Origin of the sequence: Enterococcus sp. NPDC086594 (assembly GCF_044746145.1) — a bacterium.
Taxonomy (GTDB): domain Bacteria; phylum Bacillota; class Bacilli; order Lactobacillales; family Enterococcaceae; genus Enterococcus_D; species Enterococcus_D entomosocium.
On the sequence record NZ_JBIVBP010000014.1, the window covers coordinates 32117 to 58058 of the forward strand.

Annotated in this window: 22 protein-coding genes; 12 read left to right on the top strand and 10 right to left on the bottom strand. The window is 42.7% G+C overall.

Features of this window, described 5'->3' with window-relative positions; genetic code table 11:
• Positions 1-53: 53 nt before the first annotated feature.
• The gene (locus ACIPK1_RS15120) at positions 54-224 is read right to left on the bottom strand and encodes a hypothetical protein (RefSeq protein ID WP_005236154.1); all 171 of its coding nucleotides are present in this window, start codon (positions 222-224) and stop codon (positions 54-56) included.
• A 185-nt stretch (positions 225-409) separates the two neighbouring features.
• Positions 410-1810, bottom strand: a complete 1401-nt coding sequence (locus ACIPK1_RS15125) for a C69 family dipeptidase (protein ID WP_086317380.1) — start codon at positions 1808-1810, stop codon at positions 410-412.
• Positions 1811-1975: 165 nt separating this feature from the next.
• Here ACIPK1_RS15125 and ACIPK1_RS15130 point away from each other — a divergent pair, with 165 nt between their 5' ends.
• The 3 genes from ACIPK1_RS15130 (at position 1976) to ACIPK1_RS15140 (ending at position 3469) form a co-directional block, all read left to right on the top strand.
• Positions 1976-2395: a DUF4430 domain-containing protein gene (locus ACIPK1_RS15130; RefSeq protein WP_016612115.1), complete on the top strand. Its 420-nt coding sequence runs from the start codon at positions 1976-1978 to the stop codon at positions 2393-2395.
• A complete protein-coding gene (locus ACIPK1_RS15135) occupies positions 2379-2924 on the top strand; it encodes an ECF transporter S component (protein ID WP_016612116.1) in 546 nt (181 codons plus the stop codon). The genes ACIPK1_RS15130 and ACIPK1_RS15135 overlap by 17 nt, the downstream gene beginning before the upstream one ends.
• 173 nt (positions 2925-3097) lie before the next feature.
• Positions 3098-3469, top strand: coding sequence for a hypothetical protein (locus ACIPK1_RS15140; protein WP_005236147.1), 372 nt, complete (start codon positions 3098-3100; stop codon positions 3467-3469).
• A gap of 89 nt (positions 3470-3558) precedes the next feature.
• Here ACIPK1_RS15140 and ACIPK1_RS15145 read toward each other — a convergent pair whose 3' ends face one another.
• Positions 3559-3831, bottom strand: a complete 273-nt coding sequence (locus tag ACIPK1_RS15145; RefSeq protein WP_005226206.1) for a hypothetical protein — start codon at positions 3829-3831, stop codon at positions 3559-3561.
• 135 nt (positions 3832-3966) lie between these two features.
• Here ACIPK1_RS15145 and ACIPK1_RS15150 point away from each other — a divergent pair, with 135 nt between their 5' ends.
• The gene (locus ACIPK1_RS15150) at positions 3967-4164 is read left to right on the top strand and encodes a hypothetical protein (RefSeq protein WP_005236143.1); all 198 of its coding nucleotides are present in this window, start codon (positions 3967-3969) and stop codon (positions 4162-4164) included.
• Between the two features lie 36 nt (positions 4165-4200).
• Here ACIPK1_RS15150 and ACIPK1_RS15155 read toward each other — a convergent pair whose 3' ends face one another.
• Genes ACIPK1_RS15155 through rsxC form a run of 3 tightly spaced genes read right to left on the bottom strand, consistent with a single transcriptional unit; the run spans position 4201 to position 7197 of the window.
• Positions 4201-4773 carry a hypothetical protein gene (locus tag ACIPK1_RS15155; RefSeq protein WP_008381938.1) on the bottom strand — a complete coding sequence of 191 codons (573 nt, stop codon included), beginning with the start codon at positions 4771-4773 and terminating at the stop codon, positions 4201-4203.
• Positions 4774-4796: 23 nt separating this feature from the next.
• A complete protein-coding gene (locus ACIPK1_RS15160; RefSeq protein WP_016612117.1) occupies positions 4797-5867 on the bottom strand; it encodes an RnfABCDGE type electron transport complex subunit D in 1071 nt (356 codons plus the stop codon).
• Positions 5860-7197 carry an electron transport complex subunit RsxC gene (gene rsxC / locus ACIPK1_RS15165; protein ID WP_008381935.1) on the bottom strand — a complete coding sequence of 446 codons (1338 nt, stop codon included), beginning with the start codon at positions 7195-7197 and terminating at the stop codon, positions 5860-5862. The genes ACIPK1_RS15160 and rsxC overlap by 8 nt, the downstream gene beginning before the upstream one ends.
• Before the next feature lie 184 nt (positions 7198-7381).
• Between rsxC and ACIPK1_RS15170 the strand changes: the two genes are divergently transcribed.
• Positions 7382-9316, top strand: a complete 1935-nt coding sequence (locus tag ACIPK1_RS15170; RefSeq protein WP_139960490.1) for a heavy metal translocating P-type ATPase — start codon at positions 7382-7384, stop codon at positions 9314-9316.
• Positions 9317-9347: 31 nt separating this feature from the next.
• On the opposite strand, the gene ACIPK1_RS15175 is transcribed toward ACIPK1_RS15170, so the two are convergent.
• Both ACIPK1_RS15175 and ACIPK1_RS15180 read right to left on the bottom strand, forming a co-directional pair.
• Positions 9348-9791: a hypothetical protein gene (locus ACIPK1_RS15175; RefSeq protein WP_008381931.1), complete on the bottom strand. Its 444-nt coding sequence runs from the start codon at positions 9789-9791 to the stop codon at positions 9348-9350.
• A gap of 120 nt (positions 9792-9911) precedes the next feature.
• On the bottom strand, positions 9912-10439 hold the full coding sequence (locus ACIPK1_RS15180; protein WP_008381929.1) for an HdeD family acid-resistance protein: 528 nt from the start codon (positions 10437-10439) through the stop codon (positions 9912-9914).
• 137 nt (positions 10440-10576) lie between these two features.
• Here ACIPK1_RS15180 and ACIPK1_RS15185 point away from each other — a divergent pair, with 137 nt between their 5' ends.
• Complete coding sequence (locus tag ACIPK1_RS15185; RefSeq protein ID WP_005236128.1) at positions 10577-11071, top strand: hypothetical protein; 495 nt, start codon at positions 10577-10579, stop codon at positions 11069-11071.
• A gap of 67 nt (positions 11072-11138) precedes the next feature.
• On the opposite strand, the gene ACIPK1_RS15190 is transcribed toward ACIPK1_RS15185, so the two are convergent.
• Together ACIPK1_RS15190 and ACIPK1_RS15195 are read right to left on the bottom strand one after the other, a co-directional pair.
• Positions 11139-11735 carry a nitroreductase family protein gene (locus ACIPK1_RS15190; protein WP_008381927.1) on the bottom strand — a complete coding sequence of 199 codons (597 nt, stop codon included), beginning with the start codon at positions 11733-11735 and terminating at the stop codon, positions 11139-11141.
• A 112-nt stretch (positions 11736-11847) separates the two neighbouring features.
• The gene (locus tag ACIPK1_RS15195) at positions 11848-13299 is read right to left on the bottom strand and encodes an NAD-dependent succinate-semialdehyde dehydrogenase (protein ID WP_008381925.1); all 1452 of its coding nucleotides are present in this window, start codon (positions 13297-13299) and stop codon (positions 11848-11850) included.
• Positions 13300-13514: 215 nt separating this feature from the next.
• Between ACIPK1_RS15195 and lepB the strand changes: the two genes are divergently transcribed.
• The 6 genes from lepB (at position 13515) to pheT (ending at position 25689) form a co-directional block, all read left to right on the top strand.
• Positions 13515-14063, top strand: coding sequence for a signal peptidase I (lepB, locus tag ACIPK1_RS15200; RefSeq protein ID WP_005236123.1), 549 nt, complete (start codon positions 13515-13517; stop codon positions 14061-14063).
• A 124-nt stretch (positions 14064-14187) separates the two neighbouring features.
• Positions 14188-17805 (top strand): PD-(D/E)XK nuclease family protein, encoded by a 3618-nt coding sequence (locus ACIPK1_RS15205; protein WP_008381921.1) that lies wholly within the window; start codon positions 14188-14190, stop codon positions 17803-17805.
• Positions 17798-21475, top strand: a complete 3678-nt coding sequence (gene addA, locus ACIPK1_RS15210; RefSeq protein ID WP_400451273.1) for a helicase-exonuclease AddAB subunit AddA — start codon at positions 17798-17800, stop codon at positions 21473-21475. The genes ACIPK1_RS15205 and addA overlap by 8 nt, the downstream gene beginning before the upstream one ends.
• Positions 21476-21542: 67 nt before the next feature.
• Entirely contained in the window at positions 21543-21863 is a 321-nt protein-coding gene (locus ACIPK1_RS15215; protein WP_005226192.1) for a helix-turn-helix domain-containing protein, read from the top strand.
• A gap of 358 nt (positions 21864-22221) precedes the next feature.
• Positions 22222-23268 carry a phenylalanine--tRNA ligase subunit alpha gene (gene pheS / locus ACIPK1_RS15220; protein ID WP_008381915.1) on the top strand — a complete coding sequence of 349 codons (1047 nt, stop codon included), beginning with the start codon at positions 22222-22224 and terminating at the stop codon, positions 23266-23268.
• Positions 23269-25689 carry a phenylalanine--tRNA ligase subunit beta gene (gene pheT, locus ACIPK1_RS15225; RefSeq protein WP_086317394.1) on the top strand — a complete coding sequence of 807 codons (2421 nt, stop codon included), beginning with the start codon at positions 23269-23271 and terminating at the stop codon, positions 25687-25689. It abuts the gene before it with no gap.
• The last annotated feature ends 253 nt before the right edge of the window (positions 25690-25942 follow it).

A 25942-nucleotide genomic window follows, 5' to 3' on the forward strand; every position in this document is an offset into this window, starting at 1 on the left:
CCCACTGAGCAATCAGAAAGATCCTGTATTCTTTCTGATCGCCAGTGGATTTTTTAGTCTTTGGTCCTGTGGGGAGTTGATGTAGTAGTAGCGGGGATTGGTTCAACGACATGGAAATAGCCTTTTTTGTCTTGAATGATCAGCATATCTTGCTGACTCTGGCTCTTGATGATTTCACCTTTAACAATTTCGTTGGTGACAGTCCGATAAATACTTGCAGTCATGCTCATTCCTCCCAACGTTTTTTCCCAACTGGTCTTCAATAGGGGGACCAGTACAAATCAATTGCTTGATTTGTACCAGCAAGGAAAAAGAAAACGAATTGGTATCTTTAGTATAGGAGAGCAATGTTTAGATTGCTGCAATTCCATGTAAAGTTTTTGTTAATCCTTTTATTTTCAACGATTGACTAATCGGCTAAAGAAAAACGCAAGGCCATTTTATTACTGCCAGACTCCACCATTTTTCCTAGTAACGTTGTTGCATTTTTTAAATACAGTTCGGCCATCTCAGCGTTGGCTTCTTCAAGCAGACGAGTAGGCTCCTTTTCAGCGGAAGCTTTACGATCAGTTTCTTGTTGGATGCGGCGACAAGCCGCCATCGTTTCCATTTCAAAACGGTTGGCAAGATCACTATAGCGATCGTAGTCGCTGTCCCCAATCAACGCCAAGGTGCGTCCTAACCAATAGCTATTTGTTGGATCGTAGGTCTTTGTCGTATCACAATAGCCAAGTGGGGTCTTAGTGATAGCTGCATAAAAGGGCACAACGCCGTTGAAGGTATTGGGGCCAAAGGCGAGCCAATGAATGCCAGCGATTGCTGCAGGCACGTGGTTGCGGATCTGCAAAATATGGACTTGCTGGTTGCGATTGAGAGCAATCGATCGAAATTGTGTTTTTTGTGTCTCGGTCCCTGTACCGTAAGGGTCAAAAGGCGTATTTTGGAAGTGGGAGCTCAATGCCCATTTTACATCTTCCACGGATAGCTTTTGTTTTGGGTAGCATACAAACGGGAGCTCTTGATCGATCGGTTCAGCAACTGTTCCGCTAAAGTGTTTTTGAATGTACCATGCCCGCGGGTTGTTGTAACGGGTATCTTTTTCTGAGGAGCTGCCAAAAATATGGCGTAGATTAATGCCTTCAAAATCAGGATTTAATTGATAGTCTTCAATCAACTGTTCGAGATCCTGCGAACACAACGTCATTTCTGAGGCGAAATCGAAGTGATCAATGTTTAAGCGATTGGGTGCCACGACATAGGCATCATCTGGTATGCGAACAGCTGCCCAGTGATGTCCACCGATGGTTTCCATATACCAAATTTCCTCGGCATCAGAAAACGCGATCCCGTTGGCTTCGTAGGTCCCATAGGTTTCTAAGAGTTCCCCTAGGCGAAGAACACCTTCTTTAGCGGAATGAATGTAAGGCAGTACAATGCTGACGAAATCAGCTTCCCCGATACCATCTTCCACATATGGATCAATGGCCAAAACGCGTGAATTGGTCGTAATCGTTTCTGTCGCAGTCATGGCGATATTTACTTCATTGATTCCTGAAGCTGCCCAGACTCCTTGGGATTCATCTGCTTCAGGTGTCGAAGTATAACGTAAGGGATCCTTAGGTAAACGGATTCGACAGCCGCTTAAAACGGCGTAAAATTCATTTCCTTGCTGTTCTGGAGTGATGACGACGAATTTTTGCGGTTCCGAACCGCTCCCTGAATCTTCATTACGGGCAATCAGGGTCGAGCCGTCAATCGATGCTTTTTTTCCTACTAGTAAAGTGGTACAGGACGCTTTTTTTCTATCCATCTTTCCAACACTCCTTCATTTCTTCTTACGAATGATTGAAGCTAGTATACCCATAGTCACATGGATTTACAATGCTTTCTATAGAGGGGAACAAAAAAATTTCGCCTTTTTTATTTATTTTTAGTACAATAAGGTGTTGTAAAAAAAATCAAAGGAGCCATTATTATGAAGAAAACAGTAATTTTTAGTTATATTTTTTTACTAAGTCTGGTTTTTGCCGGATGTGCCAAACCATCGATGGATGCGGGTAACTCCTCTAGTGACTCTTCGTCAGTCCAACAAAATGCCGAAGAGCGCACTGCCCAAATCAGCTTCAATAATAAAAGTGAAGAGCAAGACCAGGAGATCGAAACCAAAACGGTCACTTTTAAAGAAGGGGTTTCTTTGATGACTATCATGAAAGAGAACTTTGACTTGGAAGAAAATCAAGGGATGATCACCAGCATCGACGGTTTAGCCCAAGATGAAAAAGCTGGCTATTATTGGACATATACGATCAATGATGAAATGATTACGACTGGGGCAGATGATACCTTTTTAGGAAACAACGATAAAGTGGTTTTCACCTATGAAAAATTCGAATAAACCACTTGTATTTGCTGGAAAAGAAATTGCTTATTTAGGGTTGCTTGTAGCAGCAGCCGTCGTCGGCAGGACACTTTTTCAACCTTTACCCAATGTTCAACCAATGACGGTGATCTTTTTATTAGTAACCATCCATTTAGGTCTTAGTCGTGGATTGATCGTTTGTCTGCTCTCGATGCTGATTACCAATTTTTACATGGGAATGGGGGTATGGACGATTGCCCAATTGATTAGCTATGCCGTCGTAATTTTTGGAATGTATCTATTATCAAAAAGCAAACTGTTTATGAAAAAGTTGTATTTACAAGTCATTTATAGTGTATTTGCAGGTTTTGCGTATGGCTTTGTGATATCTTGGATCAGTGTCAAGCTTTATGGGTTTCCTAGTTTTTGGGCTTACTATTTTCAAGGAGTGAGCTTTGATGCGTTGCATGCAGCGGGGAATGGCATCTTTTATTTGATGCTGGCACCGATTTTTCTGCGACTTTTCCAACACTACTATCCAAATAAAGACAGCGAAGGGCACTAAGCGCCTCGCTGTCTTTTTGCTTGACTCAGCAGTCGTGGTGACAAAAACGTCTATGTCTAGAGGAAAAGTCTTTGATGATCAAACGTGTTGAATGGGGCTATGTGAGGAAACAAGCAGGCATATTGTTGTGCAAAAGCGTTTTCTGCAGGTATCCTTAAGGTATCTAAGGAAGGATGTGGCTTTTGATGAAATGGATCGTGAAAAAAGATGATTTAGAAAGCTACCGTGCGAAGTTCCATGGAAAACTGGCTGGTTATGCCGAGGAAGCCAAAATGATTGCCCTGCCAACACCAAAGTATTTTATCGTGGTGGTTGACGAAGAAAAAATCCACTTGATTCAGTTAGATCTGCAATTTCATGAAAAAGGGATGCAGACAATTATGATCCATGAGATCACAAAATTACAACTAGGCGGTGTGGTAAATAAAAAAGTTCAGATTCAGACACCTTCGTCCACTGTCAAATTAATGATCAAACCGTTGGCGATCGGTATCAAAGAGGAGCAAAAAGCCTTGATCGATCGGTTTACCAGAATGTCGCGATAAACATCGGAGGAACACGCGGGAAAAATCAGCTGGATTTTTTCAGAAAAAAAGCAAGGGCAGTTGTCTGCACTTGCTTTTCGTGAGTCCTGTTATTCTGGCGTACCGACGATTTTAATAAATTCATCGATATTCTTGATCTTCATATGTTTGATCACTAACTGTTCCCGCTTGTTCCATTTTCCTTCAACTTCTAATTGGTATTTATTTAATGGAAGGCGTAAGACATAGCTGGCTAAGTAGCGATCCTTAATAATGCAATTTACGATTTTGTGGTCTTCTAAAAGTTGGATACCTGTCAGCATCATTGGCGTTTCTTGAAAAACGCGGCTATTGACTAACAATCCAGTGTGGGTTTCGTTCATGGGATCTTCCTTTCTGATAAACCTGGGATAAATCATCTTTCTGTCTGTTATGTTACCTGATTTGCATCAGAAAGGCAATTCCTATAATAAATCCTCGTTATTATAGGTCAAGCACAAAGAAAGGAGGGAAACGACATGGTTGGGTATAATCGTTTCTCAAATGAGTTTCAAAAGGCTTCGAAAGAACTCCGTGAAGGGAAGAAGTCCAAAAATGCCAATAAGGGGCTGCGAACCCGACAAAAAATCGCTGCTGAAAAAGAGCAAAAAGCACAAAATGCTTTTTCGACTGGTTTTTTGATCGGTTCCTTCAGAGAGTTATTCCGCAAAAAATAAGCAAGTTCCGCTTCCAAAGCGGGACTTGCTTTTTGTTTAGAATAAATAATTGAAGAAGACACCATTGAGAAAGGAAAAGCTTAGATAGAATAGAAAAAGTGTTACGATATCCAGCGGTAAACCTTTTAGAATTGGCGGAATCGTGGCAATTTGATTCCGTGTATGAACCCCTGACAAAGCACAAGAAAAGAGGAAATACATGCCTACAGCAACAAATAAATTGGTTAAATAATCGGTATAGGGAAATTGGGTCACGGTGGCGATCGTCAGCAAGAGAACATTGACTAGGAGCGTTTTTTTTAGATCAGTCGTCAAGAAACGTTTTTTTGCAGGAACGATCAGTAAACACAAGCCCCCCGCAATCAAGGCGATGATGGCAGCACTTACCAAGTTGGTGACCACTTGATTGCCATAGACGAAACGATTTTGAAGTAAAAGATAAAAGCTTAACCCACTGAACAAGTAAGCGACCGCAATGATCCCTGAGAGGAAAACCACCCGTGTCGTCACGTTCGGTTTTTTCTCTTTGACGGTCGGTGCCAAATTTTGACAGGCGTAATTTGTGAGTAGAATGACTAGAAAGACCACTAGCCGATTGGCGATCATCATAAGGAACCCTCCTTTTTTACGATTTAGCTCATGATTTTAAGGTTGAACGGGGTCTTTTTTCCTTCCCCTAATATGCGAAGGCGGAAGAAGCGATCAATAAGTGGGGTGAAACAATTCATGATCAAGATGGCATAGCTCATGCCTTCATTTGTAAAACCAAAGAAACGGAAGAGCACAACGAGGAGGCCAACGCCTAAGGCAAAAAGATTTTCTCCTGCTTTTGTTCCTGGTGTCGAAGAATAATCAGTCGCCATATAAATCGCACCCAACATGGCACCACCACTGATGATATGACCGATGACCGTTTGCCAACTGCCAGTAAAAAGTCCTTCTGGACCAAGGATAAAAGCAAAGAGCCCGATCGTCGCAAAGATAATCAGTGGGATACGAGGGGAGATGATTTTCTTGTAAACGAGAAAAATCCCACCCAACAGTAAAAGTAAGGCACTGGTTTCACCGATTCGTCCTCCGGTAAATCCTAAAAAGGCATCCACTAGTTCAGAGCCACTCAACGTTTCTCCTGCTTTCATGACAGCTAATGGTGTGGCACCAGAAACAACATCGTTCGCTGTAGCCTGCGAAACGACATCAGGTGCGATGCTGCCAAAAGGTGGATCAGGCCAACTGATTAGAAACATTTGGTTATAAAACAAGCCAATCAACAGGGCTCGACCGCCGAGGGCTGGATTTAGAAAATTATAACCAATACCGCCAAAAAATTCTTTGACGATGATTACGGCAAACGCCACCCCAATCACGGGAAAATACCAAGGTGCGGTTGGTGGGAGGTTCATCGTTAAAAGCAAGGCCGTCACGACGATGCTTAAATCGAAGCGAAACGGCCGTTTGACAAGATAGGACCAAAGTCCGTCGGCAGCAAACGCCGTGGCTAGTGCAATGAAAAACAAGCCATAAACTTTCAATCCAAAAAGGTAGCCAGAGAATAAAACTGCTGGCAGCAAGGCTAATACCACACACCCCATGATTTTAATGGTCTCGTCATTGCTGCGAATATGGGGGCTTGGGGGTGTTTCTTGATTTTTCCTTTGCTGAAAGAGACGTTCGCTATCGGAATCCTTGTAATAATCAGGCACTTTCCTTCGCCTCCTTTTGCAACTGGGCAACTTTGCCTTTTGCGGCAGTGATATTGGCAGCTAAGGAACGTTTAGCTGGGCAGACGAAGGTACAGGCACCACAATTGATACATGCTTCTGCCAATAATTCTTCACACTTTTGATAATCCCCCGCTCGATAAAACTGATCGATCTCCATTGGCATGAGGCGCATTGGACAAGCTTCGACACATTTGTTGCAGCGAATACAGGGGTTTTCGGCATAGAGCCAATCGGTTTCTTCATTAAAAACAACGATGCCGTTGCTGCCTTTGGTGACCGGAACTTTCAAGGTTTTGACGGATTTTCCCATCATTGGTCCACCAAGAATCAATTTGCTGGGGGCTCCTTGAAAGCCGCCGGCAAAGTCGATCAATTCTCCTGCGAGTGTTCCTAACGGATTTTTGACGATGCAGGGATTTTGAACATCGCCGGTAACGGTTGTATAGCGTTCAATCAACGGTTTGTCATAACAGACCGCTTCGCCGATGGCAAAGCTGGTGGCAACATTGATCAAGACGATACCGATATCGGCAGTCAAACCACCTAACGGCACCTCTTGATCGGTCAATAACTCTACTAACTGCTTTTCACCACCGGTTGGATAAACAGTTGGGACAGTAACGACTTCTATCGTGTCATCCTCTGCACTTGCGGCTTGCATGGCTGAAATGGCTCTTGGTTTGTCATCTTCGATGCCTATTATGATTTTTGGACCATCCAGTAACTTTTGGGCAATCTTTGCACCGTGAATGATTTTCTGGGCTTCTTTTTGCATTAAGAAAGCATCACTGCGTAAGAACGGTTCACATTCAGAACCATTTAAGATCAAAGTATGGATTTTTTTGGTTTCATCAATACTGAATTTGACATGGGTGGGAAACGTTGCACCGCCTTTGCCGGCGACGCCGCCTTGACGGATTTTGTTGAGGATGGTTTCGTTAGCAGCAGATTGCCAGTCGAAGGGGGCTGACAAAAAATCATTTTGATAAGCATAATCATTTTCAATGATGATGGTTTTTCCTTCTTCATTGTTTTGATTCGGCCAATCGACCATGTCGACGATTTTACCCGAAACAGATGCATGAATTTTGGCAGATACAAACGCATCAGACTCAGCGATCACTTGCCCTTGCTTGACGTAATCACCAACGGAAACAATCGGTTCCACCGGAGCACCAATATGTTGTGCTAAAGGGATAAAGACCATCGTGGGTGAAAAGGTAAGAATTTCATCTTGTTCGATCATTAATTTTTCTTTTAACATTTTTAATGGGGGACTTAGTGAAATACCGCCAGTAAATGTTCTCATAACCAACACTCCTTTCTCTCCTAAGTTTATTCTAGCATGCCATAAGGAATCACAAAACCCAAAACGCTTACATTTCACAAGAAAAACTTCTTTCGGTTGACATATGATTGTTTATTCATATATAATAAGTCTATAAATATGATTGATCGTTCATATGACAGATGGACTAGAGGAGGTTTTAATGATGGCTGAACATACTTGTCAACATGATCACACAAAAACGGAGGGGCATTCTCATACTCACGATCATGGGACTCTCCCACGTAACATTTATTTTGTAGGCTTACTGCTCTTTATACTGGCACTTTTTGTTCCGAACCAATGGGTGAAAGATGGGTTTTATTTTGCTGCGGTTTTATTAGCAGGTTATCACATTTCGTGGGAAGGAATCGAGGATACCATAAAGAGTACCAGAGCCAATCGGCGATTCACACCGAATGTACATCTTTTGATGTTGTTGGCAGCGATTGGTTCCATGGTCATAGGAAATTTTAATGAAGCAGCTTTGTTGATTTTGATTTTTGCAGGCGCTCACTTCTTAGAAGAATACGCCGAGGGACAAAGTCGACGAGAAATCACCAATCTTCTCAAATTGAATCCCACGGAAGCCCGTTTGGTGGGTCCGGATGGGAAAGCCAAAAAAATTGCCGCTTCTGAGATAAAAAAAGGAGATATTTTGCAAGTGCTACCTGGTGATCAGTTAGCAACAGATGGCGTAATCCTTTCTGGAACGAGTGCCATCAATGAAGCTTCGATCAATGGGGAAAGTATTCCTCGAGAAAAGACTACAGGAGACGAAGTCTATGGGAGTACGATTAATGGAAACGGCACATTTTTGATGGAAGTCACGAAAGACAGCTCTGAAACAGTCTTCGCAAAAATTCTTTCAGTGGTGGAAGCGGCGCAATCAAATCAATCACCGACCGAAACACGAATCAAAAAAATCGAACCAATCTATGTAACAGTTGTTTTCATTGCAGTTCCTTTGTTCATTTTGACTGCACCGTTTCTCTTTGGTTGGGATTGGTATACAAGTTTTTATCGTGGGATCGTAATGATGATTGCGGCTTCTCCTTGTGCTTTAGCGGCAAGCGCCGTCCCTGCTAGTTTATCGGCGATCTCGAATCTAGCGAAAAAAGGGATTCTTTTTAAAGGGAGCAATTACTTGACCAATTTCGCTCAGATCAAAGCGGTGGCTTTTGACAAAACGGGAACTTTGACCGTCGGAAAACCTACAGTCACGGAAGCCGTTTTCGCTGATACGATCGATCGAGCAGAGGCAGCAGCGGTCATCGTTTCGATGGAAAAGCAAGCCAACCACCCATTAGCAGATGCGATCGTTACTTATTTCGAGAAGACAGAGAAAATACGAGAAATCGAACAGTTGACTGTCACAAACGAGATTGGTTCCGGTTTAGGTGCCGTCGCAGGAACAAAAACCTATCGATTAGGAAAAAGAACCGAAAACACCCAGTTAACAGGTTTGATGGAGCAACAGTACCGTCAATTGGAAGCGCAAGGAAAAACAATGGTCGTGTTTTCCATCAACGAAGAGGTTACGGCGATCATCGCATTGATGGATGAGCCGAACGAACAGGCAGCTTCTGTGATTCATTATTTGAAAAATGAAGGTATCCATACTGTTATGATCACCGGAGACAGTGCTTCTGCTGGTGAAGCAATCGGTCAGCGCTTAAAGGTTGACCAAGTGGCTGCCAATGTTTTGCCTGAGAACAAAGCGGAAGCGGTACGAGCACTCCAAGAAGCATACGGACAAACCGCCATGGTGGGTGATGGTATCAATGATGCCCCTGCACTTGTTCAAGCAGACATCGGCTTTGCGATGGGGGAAGGGTCAGATGTTGCGATTGAAGTAGGAGACGCAGTGATCATGAAGAATGATCTTTCGCGTTTTGCATATGCCTATCGCTTAGCGAAGAAGATGGATCGGATCATTTGGCAAAATATTTTTTTCTCCATGTTTATCGTCGCGTTATTAGTCGGCTTGAATCTATTCGGCTTGATGAACATTGGGTTGGGGGTATTTGCCCATGAAGGCAGTACATTGATCGTATTGTTTAACGGGTTACGTCTTTTGCGTAAACTGCCAGAAGCATAAAAAAAGCGGCTATCGAAAGATAGCTGCTTTTTTAATGACTGAATTGTGTCGAAGTTGGAAAATCAAAGGCATCGATTTTTTGTAATCGATTTTCGATCCTTCTTAGAATTCCTTCAGAGGATTCTAACGGTTTGATTGCATGATAAGCAGTCAGCAATAGGACTTTTTCTTTAGCAGGACGATTTTCGATGCGATAGATATTGGCTAATCGTTCAACATATTCGTAATGACTATAGTCCGTTTTATTGATCAAGAAGTGCAAGAGATCTTTTGCTTTCGCATAGTCTTCTTGAAGATAGAAACTGATCGCTTCACGATACAATTTGATATCGAGTTCTTCGATTTGTTCTGGATTCGCTTTTAACGCACGCCACTCATTGATCGAGATTTTTCGTACGACTTTGCCAGTTGCATCGGTCAAAAAAATTACCGGCACATCATTTGGATGTTTTGCTTCTTGCTTAATTTTCTTCATGTCGCACCTCCCGCCTCTCAATGGACTGACTGTTTGATATCTCCTATTTTAAAAGGAATAGCGGGAAAAGTCTACATGTAGATGTTAGATTCGTAGAAAATTTTAAAACATTCTCATTTATTAGGCTCTTTTTCGTTGAAAATGATTAATAGCGTCGGATGCCCCCATGAAAATCAAGATACCGCCAAAAATTTGGAAGAACAGTAGCCAAGTGGCGAATGGATTCAATACGAGAACGAGTCCAGCAGCAATAATCAAAAGACTGATGATTAAGCTCGTGATGTAAGGTAAACCAATGCGTTTTTGGTTAAAGCTTGCCATTAAGCGGGTGCATCCGCTGATGGTGATCATAATCCCTAAGAAAAATGGCACGATGGCAAGTAATCCTTTAGCAAAAACTAAAATCGCAGCTGCAGCAATCAACAGTAAGATACCAGAGACCGACTGCACATTGCGATAGCCCTTTTGTTTTTCTTTGTAGCTCGTATACAAGCTGATGATTCCTAGACATGCGATGTATCCGGCAACGAGATAAACGATCGTGTTGAAAACAGATCGTGGTGCAATCAAGATAATGAAGCCGAAGACGATATATACGACGGCACGAAGCAAGTCATAGCGTTGTAATTTATCAAAAAATGCATTCATGATAATTCCTCCTTTTTTTCTTATTGTACCGAATTCTGGTGAAAATAGATATCAAAAAACCTAGGAAATAGGCTAAGCCTTTTGTAACAGATCATTTTTTGGTAAAATAGGGAAAAGAAAACAGAACGGAGAGTTTTATGAGTGGGTTAACGCTATTGATGTGTGCCTTTACGATCGTTTTGTACCTCTATTTATTGGTGGTACGCAAAGAGATTCACTTTATTGCTGTTGAGCGCAAACTAAGCAAAATCGCTATTACGATCTTTTCAGTAATGATTATCCTATCCATGTTGATGATGGATGACCAATTGGATAATCAGGTGCGAGGAATCGTTTCAGGTTTTGTCTTTTTAAGCTTTGTGCTAGACAGCCGCGGGTTAGCCCTAGATCGAATTATTGTCCATCCAATGAGTATTAAAGGGGTACTGTACCAAGACATTGATCGGGTCGTATTATTTCAAGAAAAGGAAGGGCAGCCCATCAAGATGAACTATTTTCGAAAAGGGATGCGGGGACCATTAATGAAATTCAAACAACCGTTAGCTGAATTGGTGGTTTTTTTGTCGGAGCACTTGAATGAAGGAACACCGATCGATATTCTGGTCGATCATGATCAAGGAAAAAATGACTAAAAGACCCTTGATTGCTGCCGTATGTGGCCGTAATCAAGGGTCTTTTTTTTAAAATCGGGAATCGTTTTTAATGGAAAACGCGGAAACGTTCGTCATCATTTAAAAATTCTTTTTCATTTGGTTCGCTTTGTTTTGAACCAAAAACTAATTGGGCCCGCAGCTGCCAATTTTCAGGAATTGACCATTCAGCTACAACAGCATCATCAATTACTGGATTATAATGTTGTAAGTTGGCGCCTAATCCGGCTTCTTCTAAAGCTACCCAAACATTCGCTTGGGCAATCCCATTCGATTGTTCTGCCCAGACCGGGAAGTTATCTGCATAAAGGGCAAATTGGTCTTGCAAGTTCTTAACGGTATCTGTGTGAATAAAGAATAGAACGGTCCCATAACCTGCTTTAAAGCCAGCAAGTTTTTGTTTCGTTGCTTCAAACGCCTCCGGTGGTGTCAATGGTTCTAAAGCAACCTCCGTTAACGTCCATAATTTTTCGTGGGCATCGCCAAATAAAATCACGGCACGTGGCGATTGTGCGTTAAAAGCAGTTGGGCTGTTTTTTACTGCTTCTTTCACGATGGCTTCGATTTCTGTATCTGAGAGTGAAACATCTTTGCCTAATCCATAGATTGAACGGCGCTGTTTGATCGTATCAAGAAATTTTGTCATAGTATTCCACCTTTTCTATTGTCATAGAATGAAGTATACATTCTTACTTAATGTTAGTAAAACAAAATGCTTTGTAAGAAAAAAGTCAGGCAAACGCGCCTGACTTTTTTTCTTACTGGGCATCAATGGCGATAAATTTGACAGTCACGTATTCTTCAGGACCATATTTGCCGTTTTCACGACCAAAACCGGAATGTTTGACGCCGCCGAAGGGAGCCGCCGGGTTTGAGATCGCAATGTCATTGACCCCAACCATCCCATATTGGAGGTTTTGGGCTACATCCGAGATTGTTTGCAGATTCGTTGAAAAGAAGTAAGAGGCTAATCCAAATTCCGTATCATTTGCCGCAGCGATGACTGCTTGTCGATCCGTAAATGAGATCAATGGAATCACGGGTCCAAAGGTTTCTTCATAGTAAATAGTCATGTCAGGAGTGATGCCGTCGATGACCGTTGGTGCAAAGAAGTTGCCTTTTTCGTATTCACCTTCAGTAAGCTTCTTCCCACCGAATAAGACTTTAGCCCCTTTATTTACCGCGTCTTCCAGCTGGTCGATGATTTTTTTAACGCTTGCTTGATTGATCAAAGGACCAACGGTGGGGTTCTCTAAACCATTACCAACAGTTACGGCTTCCATTTGCCCTAATAGCTTTTTAGTAAAGGCTTCTTTGATGGATTCTTCGACAAAAATTCGATTGGGGGATGTACAGACCTGACCGTTGTTGCGGAATTTTGCTGCAATTAATTTTTCAGCAGCTAAATCTAAATCAGCATCAGCAAAAACAAGAAACGGGGCATGGCCGCCTAACTCCAATGAAACTTTTTTCAGAGTTGGTGCAGCTTGTTCGTATAATTTCATCCCAACTTTCGTGGAGCCGGTAAAGGTGATTTTTTTGACTTGTTTGTTCTCAGTCAATTCTTTCCCGATTTCAGAAGAATCCCCTAAGACGATATTGACGACTCCGTCAGGAAGGCCCGCTTGTTGAAAAAGTTCACCTAAAGCCAATGCTGATAGGGGTGTTTCTTTAGATGGTTTCATAACAAGGGTACAGCCAACTGCCATGGCAGGAGCGATTTTTCGAGCAATCATATTGGAAGGAAAGTTCCAAGGCGTGATCGCACCAACAACACCGATGGCTTCTTTTCGCACCAGCCAATGATTGTGTGCAGGAGCTGGAATCACTTCGCCGTAGACCCGTTGTGCTTCGGCGGCATTCCAACGGAAATTGTCTACGTTGGATTGGATTTCTGCCTCTGCCTCCTTTAATGGTTTTCCTTGTTCCATGCTCATAATTTTTGCCAAACGGTCGCTTTCTTGTTCCATTAAATCAGCAATCTTGTTCATCAAATCGGCTCGTTCTCGAGGCGAACGTTTTGACCAATCTGTGAAGGCTTTCGCGGCGGCATCGATCGCTTGTTTTGTTTCATCGATGCCTCCTTGGCTGACTTTTACCAGTTCTTCATTAGTGGCAGGATTGGTAACCGAAACCGACTCTTTTGTTCCTTCAAGCCATTTTCCGTCAATCAATAACTTCGTGGGCACTTGTGGTAACTGTTGGTTCATTTTGGCACTTCCTTTCAATAATGGGTTCTATTTCAACCGTAGCACGGATTAGATAAGATGACAATTCATACGCAAGTCCAATGATTCCCCAAATTTTCATAAAGAACCAGAGAGGAGATGTCCTGCTCCTTTCATTTTATGGTAGAATAGAAAAATAAGAATGTTTGTTCGATTCTTGGGAAATATAGTTAAAACATTCAAGGAGTGAGGGACGCGTGCAACAAGTAAAAGAGCTTTTAAAAACAGTAGGATTTGTCGTGATCTTTACTTTATTCCTCTTGTTATTAAGACAGTATGTCTTTACCCCTGTGATCGTAAAAGGAGATTCGATGGACCCCACATTACATGATGGTGAGCGGGTGATTGCTTTGAAAAATACCGAGATCGAACGTTTCGATATCATAACGTTTGAAGCACCGGATGAAGCAGGCAAAAACTATATCAAACGCGTAATCGGATTACCTGGCGACCAGGTTTCCTATCAAAACGATACCCTTTATATCAATGGACAAGCATATGATGAACCCTACTTGGATGAATTCAAAGCAGCTGTCGCAGATGGCTTTCCGTTGACTAGTGATTTTGATATGGGGTTATTTGGTGTTGAAGTCATTCCTGAAGGTCAAATTTTAGTGTTAGGGGATAACCGTCGAATTTCCAAAGATAGTCGTCAATTAGGTCTGATCGATGAATCAACAATTTTGGGGGATGTAAAATTTGTTTTCTGGCCAATTGCCGATTTTGGTATGGTAGGCAAAGAATGAAATTCTGCGATTGTTATTTTGTTTTTAAGGAGAGTCTCTTAAAAATAAAGACGCATTCGAAAAAGCGTGTCGCTGATTTTTTAGTGGATTTTTTTAAAAGACGATGGAGAGAAGGAGTCCTTTCATGAGTTTACGATTTATTCTTGGCGATGGCCGTTGTCGTCATGATCAAGCAGTGATAGAAAATGCAAAAAGCTGGTTAGAAAAAGACCATCAAGAAGTATTTTTTCTGGTACCTAACTACAACAAATTTGAACGAGAGCGCGAGATCCTTCAATTACTGAAAGAGGATCGCGTAGAAGATTTTGCTTCTATTCGCGCGCAAGTGTATAGTTTTCACCGTTTGGCTTGGTTTTATCTGCAGCAAACCGGCTTGCTTTCTCAAAATGCCATCACTGAAAATGGTGCCTCCATGATCATGCGTAAGCTGCTTTTGGAACTAGAAGAAGAACTCGTCTTATACCGTGGTGAGATCAACAAAGCGGGTTTTATCCAACAATTGTTGGCTTTCTATCAAGAAATGCATACAAGTCGATTGGGGATCGAAGATTTATTAGCAGGTGGTGCTGCACCAAGCGCAACCCAAGACGAAGAAAAAAAATACAGTGAATTAGCGATAATTTTTCAACGATTTGAACAAGAACTTCTAGAGCGTGCCTTGCAAGTCGAACAACCGATCACCTTACTGACACGCTTTCTGGAAGGTTCCTTGCTGGGCGATTCCTCGGTGGATCATGCAATGCCAACCACTGTTTCTTTGAACAAAGCGCCAGATCTTTCCCACGCCTTATTTATTATCAGCGGTTTCTCCGCTTTTTCAACACAAGAGCAACAGTTGATTCAAGTACTGATGAAGAGAAGTCATGTAGTGATTGATCTTATTTTGGATCGCGGGTACCCACAAGAGATGCCCACGCCATTGAATTTATTTTACGAAGCAGGACGGACCTATTATCAGTTGATCAGTTCTGCTCGTGACAATCAAGTGAACATTTACTTAGATCAGAAACTTTCCGTCAACCAAGAAGTGGACAAAGAAGACGAGGGATCGATCCCGCAGGCATACAAGGAAGTAGAAACTTTTTGGCGGCAGACCCAATCACAAGCCAATTATCATCAGCAGACGTCCGTCAAAGACTTCTTGGCTGTCTGGAAAGTTGGGAATCCCGAAGAAGAGATTCGTCAAATCGCAGCGTCGATCCGCGGGATGATGAGTGATAAGAAACGGTACCCAACATTACGGTATCGTGATATCCAATTACTGATCGCCGAACCAGAAGTCTATCATCAGTATATTCCTAAAATTTTTACTGAGTTTGAGATTCCTTTTTATATCGATGAAGAGCAGATGATGGCGCAACATCCATTGGTTGAGTTTTTGAATGCTTTTTTTGCTTGTCAATCCTATGGCTTTCGCTTAAATGATATTTTACGGTTGCTTAGAACGGAACTTTACTTACCGGCAGCCTATCGCTCCGAAGCAGATTGGCTTGTTGGGCGTGACCAGTTTCGTAAGTTGGTGGATATTACCGAGAACAAAGCGCTGGCTCATGATTTCCAAGGAGCGAGTTGGACGAGAAACGAAGATTGGGAACTGATCGAGTATTTACAATCGGAAGAAGAAGCAGTGGACAAAGTGGATTTGACGGCGTACACCAATCAGCTTCGCAGGGCTTTCAAGCAAGATGTCGTGGATACACTCGATTGGCTGACAGCAGCTAGAACAAATCGAGATGCCGTAGAACTGCTGTATCGCTTTTTACTGAATGCGGGTGTCGAGCAACAGCTGAGGCATTGGCGAGACCAGGCAATCCAACAAGGAAAATTAGATCAAGCCCGCAATCATGAACAAGCATGGCAAGCTTTAATGGATCTGCTGGATGAGTATGCCACGATCTATGGAGATGAGCCCTTTGATTTTGCGCTCTTTGAAGATGTCTTATTGACTGGCTTAGAAAATGTCACATTCGGAAAGATCCCAACAGCGATCGACCAAGTCAACATCAACCGCCTTGATTTGGCACGTCCGAAACAAGCGAAGATCACATTTGCACCGGGATTGAATGAAACGGCTTTGCCAAGAAAAATGGAAAATAAAACATTGTTGACGAATGAAGAACGTCAGCATTTCAATCAGTTATTTAATGGTGAAAAATACCTTAGAGATACAGTGGTGGAAGGCAGTGTCAAAGAACCATTTGCCTTTTATTCTGTCTTGCTTTCAGCGACAGAGCACTTATCACTGTCCTATGCCGTTAATTTTGATACACAGCAAAACATCAAGATGTCGCCTTATTTAGACCGCGTGGTCAAGCATTTGGATGTACCACTGCAAGAGCGGGGGATCTTGACGCTAGTCAGTGACCCGAGAGACTATGTTGGCAGTTATCGTGGCCTGATCTACCAAATCAATAATCTCAGTCAGCAAGCGCAAAAAAACAAAGAGAATTTGCCTCGAGTGTGGGAGCAACTGAAACAAGCGCTGTTACGTTCGGAATGGACAGATTTAGCTGCCCAAGTATTTGAAAGCCAAACCCATCAAAATATTCCGATTCCTTTGTCTCAAGCACAAGCTGCGGCGCTATATGGCCCGTCGATCTACAGCTCCATTTCTCAGATGGAGACGTTCTATCAGTGTGAATACAAGTATTTCGTCAGCTACGGATTACGGTTAAAAGAACGGGAAGTTTATGGCTTAAATCCAGCAATGACCGGTGAGTTTTTCCATGATGCGTTGGACCGCTTTGTCAAAGTCCTAATTGCTGAAAATATTTCCTTGACCCAGTTAACTGCTGACCAACGCGTGCAATTTGTGGAAGTCGTTTTGCAGGAAATTTTTGGCGAAAGCCGTTATCGCTTACTGACGAGTTCTGCTCGGATGAATTTTATTCGGTATCAATTAGGCAAGACGATTCAGCGAGTAGCGTGGGCATTAGCGAAACAAGGACAAAAAATGCATTTTAGTCCTGAAAAGACGGAGGTGCTGTTCGGCCAGATCGCTGGCTCAAATGGGATTAACGGGATCGAATTACCATTAAGTTCTGGCGGGAAACTACATGTGCGGGGGAAGATTGATCGTGTCGATACGGCGAAAACGGAAGAAGAACAATGGCTTTCCGTTGTTGACTATAAATCTAGCAGCCGAGATTTTGACCTTTCTGAAGCCTACTACGGACTTGCGATGCAGTTGATCACGTATCTCGACGTCGCATTGACGGATGCTGTCCAACTGGTTGGTTCGCCAAAGGTTCGACCAGCGGGGGCATATTATCTGCATGTGCATAATCCGCTTTTGGACGGACAAGAAGCCAGTGAAGAAGAACGTTTAAAACGTTTCAAGTATGACGGGTTGTTTATTGACGAACCGGCTGTTTTCCCGTTACTCGATGAGGAAGTTGAAGCCAGCAAAAATTCGCCGGTATTTCCTGTTCGGAAAGACAAAAACGGCAATTATCAAAAAACAACACAGGCGAAAAACAAGTTTTATACAGAAGAAGAGCTTGAACTATTAAGAAAACACAATCGGAAAAATATGCAACAAAGTGGTGAGAAGCTGTTGAGCGGTGAAATCGCCTTAAACCCGTCTTATAAATTAAAAGACAAAAAAAGGGCGTGTGAGTTTTGTCCGTTTCGCAGCATCTGTGACTTTGATGTATTGTTGAAAGAAAATGAGTACCACCGTTTAGAAAACTTATCTAAAGATGAGATTATCCATCGCTTAAGGGAGGAAGAAGATGAGTAAGATCCCTTTAAAACCGCAAAATGAAACCTTTACGGATACCCAATGGCAAGCCATTTTTGATAAAGGGGATAATATCCTCGTTTCCGCTTCAGCGGGTTCAGGCAAAACCACCGTTTTGGTTCGGCGAGTGATTGAAAAGCTAAAAGCAGGAACGACGATCGATTCTTTACTGATCGTGACCTTTACCGAAGCAGCTGCTCGAGAAATGAAAGAACGGATTCAAGCGGCATTGCAGCAGGCCATCAATCAAGAAAGTGACGAGCAAAAGCGCCAGCACTTCGTCCGTCAGCTGCAGCTATTGCCGACAGCTAACATTTCTACCTTGCATGCGTTTTGTTTAACTGTGATTCGGCGTTTTTATTATTTGATCGATTTAGATCCAAATTTCCGCATGATGACTGATGAAACCGAAATTTTATTGATGAAAGAAGAAATCTGGACACAGCTGAGAGATCAACAATATGAAGCCAATGATGAAGCGTTCTTTCGTTTGACGGAAAATTTTTCTAGTGATCGTTCCGATGAAGGCGTCGGGGATCTGATCCTGTCTCTTTATGACTTTGCCCGAGCAAATCCGGATCCAGTAAACTGGTTAGCTCATCTAAGTGATCACTATATCGGCAAAGAAACCTTTGCTGAAAATACCCTGTACCAATCGCAAATCAAGCCGACTTTGCAAGAAAACTTGAAGACAGCGGCGCATTTGCTGCAGGCGGCGCAAGACTATGCCCGTTCTGATGAAGCGATGGAAAAAGCGGCACTATTGATCGATACCGAATTAGGAATGGTGGAAACCTTAAAGGCTCTGCTTGATTCAGACGATGTTGATGGCTTCTATGAGCAAATCCAAGTGTTGCGTTTTGCTCGCTACCCAGCTTTTCGCAAACCAGAACAAAAGGAACTCTCTCAAGAAATTAAACCTTTGCGAGATGATGCGAAAAAATTGGTTGAGCAATTGAAAGCGGCCTTTCCATACCCACCGGCTGAAATGATGGAGCTGCTTCATCGGTCCGCACCTGTCGTTGAAAAAATGGCAGCTATGACCGAAGCGTTTATGAAAGCATTCCAAGAAAGGAAACTTTCAAAAGGCCGTTTAGACTTTAATGATTTGGAACATTTCACCTTGCAGATTTTACAAGGAGACGGTAGCGGAAGTGAAGCGTCGACCTATTATCGTGATCGCTTTGAAGAAGTTTTAGTCGATGAATATCAAGACGTCAATCGGCTGCAAGAGGCAATTTTATATTGGGTGAGACAAGTCGATCATAACCCCGGCAATATGTTTATGGTGGGGGATGTAAAGCAGTCGATCTATTCGTTTCGACTAGCAGATCCGACGCTATTTATCGAAAAATACTTGGCATTTGAAACGGAGAATGGTGGGCGGAGAATCGTCTTAGCAGAAAATTTCCGTTCTCGCTCCGACGTATTGGATTTTACGAATCTAGTTTTTCAACAGCTGATGGATGAACGGGTTGGACAAATCCCTTATGATGAGGCGGCAGCCTTGATTACCGGTTTTCCTCATTTTCCAGAAAGCGACGCCTTTGCCACAGAGCTCTTGTTATATGAAAAAGAGCATGAATCCGAAGAACAATTGATCGATGACAAAACAGAGGGTGAAATGCAGATTACTGCATTGAAGATTCGAGAGTTGATTGAATCAAAATTCATGATCTATGACAAAAAAGCCAAAACAAATCGACCAATCACTTACAACGATATCGTCTTATTGACCCCTACACGTAAAAACAATCTTGTCATTTTGGATGTCTTTAAGCAGTTTGGGATTCCGATGGCGGTCAATGATGCTCAAAACTATTTTCAGGCAACGGAAATCCAAACCGTCGTTTCTTTGCTGCAAATCATTGACAATCCGTACCAAGATATCCCCCTTGTGGCGGTCTTGCGTTCGCCAATCGTCGGCCTAACAGAAGATCAATTGGCTGAGATCCGTTTAGCGAATCGTTCCAGCGACTACTATGATGCAGTATTGGATTATCATGTTCAACAAGAAGAGTCACCCTTGTGGCAAACGTTGGATGGGTTTTTAGCCAAACTAAATCAATGGCGCGAAGAAGCACGCAGATTACCGATCCCAACCTTATTATGGCAAATCTATGAAGATACTGCTTACTTGGATTATGTTGTGGGACTTCCTGCAGGACAGCAGCGTTATGCAAATTTAGTGGCATTGATACACAGAGCTGAAAAATACGAAAAGAGCAGTTTCCGTGGTTTGTACCAATTCATTCGCTTCATCGAAAAAATGCAAGAAAAAAACAAAGATTTGGCGGAGCCTGTGGCTACTCCTGTAGAAGATGCCGTTCGAGTGATGACCGTTCATGCAAGTAAAGGCTTGGAATTCCCTGTTGTGTTCTTACTGGATACAACAAAATTCTTTAACTACCAAGATTTTCAAAAACGCTATATCTTTGAAGAACAGCTGGGAGCTGGGATCCAATATGTGAATCCAGCAGAAAACCTTAAATTTGAGACACTGCCGTTTCAAGCCATCAAGCAAGTTCGTTTGAAAAAAGCCTTGTCAGAAGAAATGCGAAAATTATACGTAGCATTGACACGAGCAGAGCAGAAGCTTTTCTTAGTGGGCTCCTATAAAAATCAAGCGGATGCCTTTAAGACTTGGCAATCTGGCCTGACACAAGCCGAGATGGTTCTTGATCCTGCATTACGGCTTGTTGCCCGGGGGAGCTTGATGGATTGGGTCGGACGGACCCTGATGCGCCATCCAGATATGGAAGCAGTATTCTCTGAAGCGTCAGAGCGCAAGCGGACGATCGATCATCCTGCTCATTTTCGTCTGTCATGGTGGAATCAAGAAACGATCACGCAACAAGTCCAAGAGACCCTTGTGCCAGTCGAGGAGTCTAAACGATTGCTTGCGCCAGATAGCAATATCGATGATCTTTTGAAACGCCTAGCATATCGCTATCCTTATCAAAAAGCGACCCAAACGACTAGTTATCAATCTGTATCAGAATTGAAAAGACTCTATAACGATCCCGATGATCAACAGACCCCTTTGTTGGAATGGCGGTCGGTTTCCGAGAAGACGAATCCTCAGCAATATCGCTACGTACAGGATGAATTGGCGAAACCAAAATTTCTGCAGGAAACGAAGCCTCTCGCCAGCAGTATCGGGACAGCAACACATACGGTTTTGCAAATGATTCCATTAGGAATGACGCCAACACAAGATACTTTGGAGCTCCTGATTGCTGAACTCGTGAAAAAGCAATTTTTTTCTGAAGAAATCGCCAAAAAAATTGACCGATCGAGCATTTTGTGGTTTTATCAAACTGAACTAGGTGAACTGCTGAACCGATCCTCTGATGTGGTGAAGCGGGAGCAGCCGTTTTCGATGCTAAAAGAGGCTGATACGATCTTTGAAGGGTTTGACGAACCAGATGCGCCGCTTTTGATCCATGGTATTATCGACGGCTATATTGAATTGGCGGATGAAATCATTTTATATGACTTTAAAACAGATGATGTTTTCGGCAGTCAGGCTCAGATTGAAAAGAAAATGCGCGAACGATATTATGGTCAATTGAAACTCTACTGCCAAGCATTGGAGAAAGCATTGAGCAAACCAGTGAAACAGACCTATTTAGTGCTGTTAAAACCTAAAATGATCGTGGCATTCTAGCTGATCGATCCTAGTTTCTTACAATTCGTAAGTCATATGCTATAATAGGTAAAAGAGGTGATGGAGAATGATAAAAGTAGAATCGGATTATGCCCTTTGTCCTAAATTTGAAAAAGCTTTTTCTATTTTAGGCAAAAAGTGGAACGGCTTGATCATTGATGTCCTTCTTGAAGACGGCAAACAAAGATTTGTTGAGTTAGCAAACAAGATTCCTCAAGTGAGTGATCGGGTGTTAGTCGAACGCTTGAAAGAATTAGAGCGGGAAGAAATTGTCTGCAAAGAAAACAATCTTTACTGCTTGACGCCAAGAGGTATTGCTCTTGAAAAGAGTATGATGAGTGTGAAGCGTTGGGCAGAAACCTGGGTGCGTGAGGAAGAATGCAGTTGATTTCTCACCGGAAATTAGGTAAACTAAGCTTAAATGAATAGATAAAAAGCGTTGATAGAAACTAGTAATTTGGCTGAATCAGAAAAAGGGAGACTTGTCACAGACTGAAAGCAAGTCCTGTATTCGAAAAATGAATTTCACTTCTGGAGCTTGCTGATTACAGTCAGTCGGCAGTTTTGCTGTCGTTAGCCGAAGTGAGTGCGCGGTTTTTTTCGCGAATGAGGATGGTAACACGAGACGTCGTTCCTTTTTTAAGGGATGATGTCTTTTTTTGTCTTTATATGAATGATACTCACTTTATTCAGTCAATCCAGTCTTTTTATTCTTACACTATTCACAGCATAGAAGGAGGAAACACATGTCTTTACAAGAGAAATTAGAAGCATTGAAGGAAACGACATTGCTTAAAATCAAAGAAAGTCCAACCATGAATGACTTGAATCAAATTCGAGTGGAAGTGCTTGGGAAAAAAGGCCCTATCACAGAAGTTCTGCGGGGAATGAAAGATCTTTCTGCGGAAGAACGGCCGAAGGTGGGGAGCTATGCCAACGAGATTCGTGATATCTTGACAGAAGCGATCGAAGAAGCCAAGACGTCTATCGAAGCAGCAAACTTGGAAAAAGCTCTTGCTGAAGAATCCATCGACGTGACGTTGCCTGGTAAAAAGATGAACCGAGGAACACGCCATGTGCTAACGCAAATCATGGAAGAAATCGAAGATATCTTTGTTGGTATGGGCTACCAAGTAGTCGAAGGTTACGAAGTGGAAAAAGATCATTACAACTTCGAACGGATGAATCTGCCAAAGGATCATCCAGCCAGAGACATGCAAGATACTTTTTATATTTCAGAGGAAGTGCTGATTCGAACCCATACGTCACCAGTGCAAGCGAGAACAATGGAGACTCATGATTTTTCTAAAGGGCCGCTGCGGATGATCTCACCCGGGAAAGTTTTCCGTCGTGACACAGATGATGCGACCCATAGCCACCAATTCCATCAAATTGAAGGTTTGGTAATCGATAAGAATATTACGATGGGTGACTTAAAAGGAACCTTAGAAGTCATGATGCAAAAAATGTTTGGGGAAGATCGCCAAATTCGCTTGCGACCAAGCTATTTCCCTTTCACAGAACCATCGGTCGAAGTCGATGTCAGCTGCTTCAAGTGCGGTGGTGCCGGTTGTAATGTTTGTAAACAAACTGGCTGGATCGAGATCCTCGGTGCTGGAATGGTGCATCCTAACGTCTTAGAAATGTCAGGGATCGATCCAACCCAATATTCAGGATTTGCTTTTGGTTTAGGTCCTGATCGAGTGGCAATGCTGCGCTACGGCGTGAACGACATTCGCCAATTCTATCAAAATGATGTGCGTTTCATTCGCCAGTTCAAGGGGGAACAATAAATGTTAGTATCATACAAATGGTTAAATGAATACCTTGATCTGTCTGAGATCACACCCAAAGAGCTGGCGGATAAAATGTCAGTGACGGGGATCGAAGTCGAAGGTATTGACGTGCCTGAAGAGGGTTTAAAAAAAATCGTTGTCGGAGAAGTGACCGACTGCCGACCACATCCAGATTCTGATCATCTATCAATTTGCCAAGTAAATATTGGCGAGGATGAAGACTCACAGATCGTTTGTGGTGCGCCGAATGTCAAAAGCGGCATCAAAGTCATCGTGGCATTACCAGGCTCTCGAATCGCGGGCAACGTAAAAATCAAAAAGGGCAAGATGCGGGGAGAAGTTTCCAACGGCATGATTTGTTCGTTGCAAGAGTTGGGATATGCCGATAGCGTGATTCCCAAAGAATACGCAGAAGGAATTTATTATTTACCAGCAGAAGCAGAACCAGGATCACCGGTTTTTCCTTATCTTGATATGGATGATCACATTATCGAATTATCGATCACTCCGAATCGTGCGGATGCGTTGAGCATGCGGGGGGTTGCTTATGAAGTCGGTGCAATCTATCGGCAAACACCGAAGTTTCCTGAAATTGCGCTTACCGAAAGTGAAGTAGCTGCTGCCGATAAAATTCAGGTGAAGGTCACTGAAGTAACGGATGCACCCGCCTACCAAATTCGAATCATTGATGGCGTAACGATCGCCCCAAGTCCACAATGGCTGCAAAATCGCTTGATGAATGAAGGCATTCGTCCAATCAATAATGTCGTGGACGTGACGAATTATATCTTACTGTTATTTGGTCAACCATTGCATGCTTTTGATTATCAAAAGCTAGACAGCAAGGAAATACTGGTACGTCGCGGCAAAGAAAATGAAAGCCTGGTTACCTTAGATGGAGAAACTCGTCAGCTTTCCCCAGAAGACATCGTTATCACCAACGGAACGACACCAGTTGCGCTCGCAGGCGTCATGGGAGGTCTTGATTCTGAAATCACGGAAACGACGACCACAGTCGCTTTAGAAGCGGCCTTGTTCGATCCATTAGCGATTCGTTTGACTTCGAAAAAATTCAATTTAAGAAGCGAATCATCCGCTCGTTTTGAAAAAGGGATCAACCAAGCAACGGTTGCAAAAGCTTGTGATGCAGCAGCAGCACTGATTGCGGAACTTGCTGGCGGAACGGTCTTAAAAGAGGCAGTAATAGGTTCCCAAGTAGCAGTAGAACCTGTGGAGGTTGCGATTACTTTAGCACGGATCAATAGCTATTTAGGCACAGAAATCACTGATGAAGAAGTGCAAGAAATCTTTGATGCATTAGGCTTTGGTCATCGTCAAGAAGCAGACAGCTATATTGTTTCAGTCCCACCTCGTCGTTGGGATATTACGATCGAAGCAGATATCATTGAAGAAGTGGCGCGTATTTACGGTTATGATCGTTTGCCATCGACTTTACCGCAAGGAGAAACGGTTGCCGGTCATTTAACCAAAGCGCAACGTCTGACTAGAGAAGTTCGGACTCTTTTGGAAGGCAACGGGGTCAGTGAAGCCATCAGCTATGCTTTGACAACGGAAGAGAAGGCGCAACAATTTACGGATAAATCGAGCCAAGTGACTCGATTGGATTGGCCAATGACCGAAGAGCGTGCCGTCTTGCGCTTGAATCTGATTTCAGGTTTGTTAGACGACGTTGCGTACAATTTGGCACGTAAAAACAATCGTGTTGCTTTATATGAAATTGGTCGCGTCTTCTATCAAACGGGCGACAGTAAACACGAACTGCCAACAGAAGTCAATCACTTAGGGCTAGCATTGACAGGAAATATCCATGAGAAAGACTGGCAAACTCAAGCTCAAAAAGTTGATTTCTTCCATTTGAAAGGCATTTTAGAAAATCTTTTTGATTCGTTGGCATTAACCGACCGTATTCGTTATCAAAAAACGGCAGATATCAAAGAGATGCATCCTGGGCGTACGGCAATGATCTTGCTAGATGACCTAGAAATCGGCTTCTTGGGACAAGTCCACCCATCGATCGCCAAAGCCTACGAAGTGAGTGAAACCTATGTTGCTGAATTGAACTTAGATCAGTTGTTAGCAGCTAAAACAGAACAATTGGTCTATCAACCAGTTTCTAAGTTCCCATCAGTGACCCGAGATATGGCACTCTTGCTCGATGAAACGATCGATAACCAATCCGTGATGGAAATCATTCGTGAAAGTGCAGGTCGCTTCTTAAGTGATATTCGTTTATTCGATGTTTATCAAGGGAAAAACATTGAATCAGGTAAAAAATCTCTAGGGTACAGTCTGACCTTTAGCAATCCGGAAGCTACCCTGACGGATGAAGAGATCAATCAAGCAATAGCGAAAATTACTCGTAACTTAGAAGAAAACGTTCAAGCAGAAATCCGCTAATCAAATAAGTAGAAAAACGTTCTCCACCATACAAAGAAGTTGGGTGGGGAACGTTTTCTACTATTATAATAGATGCTCAGATGACACAAGAATGTTAGGAGTTGAGTGAAAGCCTTAAAAGATTTCTCTATAGAAGGCATTCCAGCTTTTTTGGTACAACCTTTTTTAAACACTGGCTAGGCTGAAAAAATGCATTTTCTAATCAGCGTTTTATGAAGTTATTTTTTAGGACAGCTCCTCGATTTTTGCGCAA

Bases quoted from the DNA above. Each gene is read 5' to 3' on its own strand.
- ACIPK1_RS15140 (WP_005236147.1), top strand. From the start codon at position 3,098: ATGTGGCTTTTGATGAAATGGATCGTGAAAAAAGATGATTTAGAAAGC.
- ACIPK1_RS15180 (WP_008381929.1), bottom strand. From the start codon at position 10,439: ATGAATGCATTTTTTGATAAATTACAACGCTATGACTTGCTTCGTGCC.
- ACIPK1_RS15170 (WP_139960490.1), top strand. From the start codon at position 7,382: ATGGCTGAACATACTTGTCAACATGATCACACAAAAACGGAGGGGCAT.
- rsxC (WP_008381935.1), bottom strand. From the start codon at position 7,197: ATGAGAACATTTACTGGCGGTATTTCACTAAGTCCCCCATTAAAAATG.
- ACIPK1_RS15205 (WP_008381921.1), top strand. From the start codon at position 14,188: ATGAGTTTACGATTTATTCTTGGCGATGGCCGTTGTCGTCATGATCAA.
- ACIPK1_RS15120 (WP_005236154.1), bottom strand. From the start codon at position 224: ATGACTGCAAGTATTTATCGGACTGTCACCAACGAAATTGTTAAAGGT.
- ACIPK1_RS15155 (WP_008381938.1), bottom strand. From the start codon at position 4,773: ATGATGATCGCCAATCGGCTAGTGGTCTTTCTAGTCATTCTACTCACA.
- ACIPK1_RS15175 (WP_008381931.1), bottom strand. From the start codon at position 9,791: ATGAAGAAAATTAAGCAAGAAGCAAAACATCCAAATGATGTGCCGGTA.
- addA (WP_400451273.1), top strand. From the start codon at position 17,798: ATGAGTAAGATCCCTTTAAAACCGCAAAATGAAACCTTTACGGATACC.
- pheT (WP_086317394.1), top strand. From the start codon at position 23,269: ATGTTAGTATCATACAAATGGTTAAATGAATACCTTGATCTGTCTGAG.
- ACIPK1_RS15150 (WP_005236143.1), top strand. From the start codon at position 3,967: ATGGTTGGGTATAATCGTTTCTCAAATGAGTTTCAAAAGGCTTCGAAA.
- ACIPK1_RS15195 (WP_008381925.1), bottom strand. From the start codon at position 13,299: ATGAACCAACAGTTACCACAAGTGCCCACGAAGTTATTGATTGACGGA.
- ACIPK1_RS15130 (WP_016612115.1), top strand. From the start codon at position 1,976: ATGAAGAAAACAGTAATTTTTAGTTATATTTTTTTACTAAGTCTGGTT.
- ACIPK1_RS15125 (WP_086317380.1), bottom strand. From the start codon at position 1,810: ATGGATAGAAAAAAAGCGTCCTGTACCACTTTACTAGTAGGAAAAAAA.
- ACIPK1_RS15215 (WP_005226192.1), top strand. From the start codon at position 21,543: ATGATAAAAGTAGAATCGGATTATGCCCTTTGTCCTAAATTTGAAAAA.
- pheS (WP_008381915.1), top strand. From the start codon at position 22,222: ATGTCTTTACAAGAGAAATTAGAAGCATTGAAGGAAACGACATTGCTT.
- ACIPK1_RS15190 (WP_008381927.1), bottom strand. From the start codon at position 11,735: ATGACAAAATTTCTTGATACGATCAAACAGCGCCGTTCAATCTATGGA.
- ACIPK1_RS15135 (WP_016612116.1), top strand. From the start codon at position 2,379: ATGAAAAATTCGAATAAACCACTTGTATTTGCTGGAAAAGAAATTGCT.
- ACIPK1_RS15145 (WP_005226206.1), bottom strand. From the start codon at position 3,831: ATGAACGAAACCCACACTGGATTGTTAGTCAATAGCCGCGTTTTTCAA.
- ACIPK1_RS15185 (WP_005236128.1), top strand. From the start codon at position 10,577: ATGAGTGGGTTAACGCTATTGATGTGTGCCTTTACGATCGTTTTGTAC.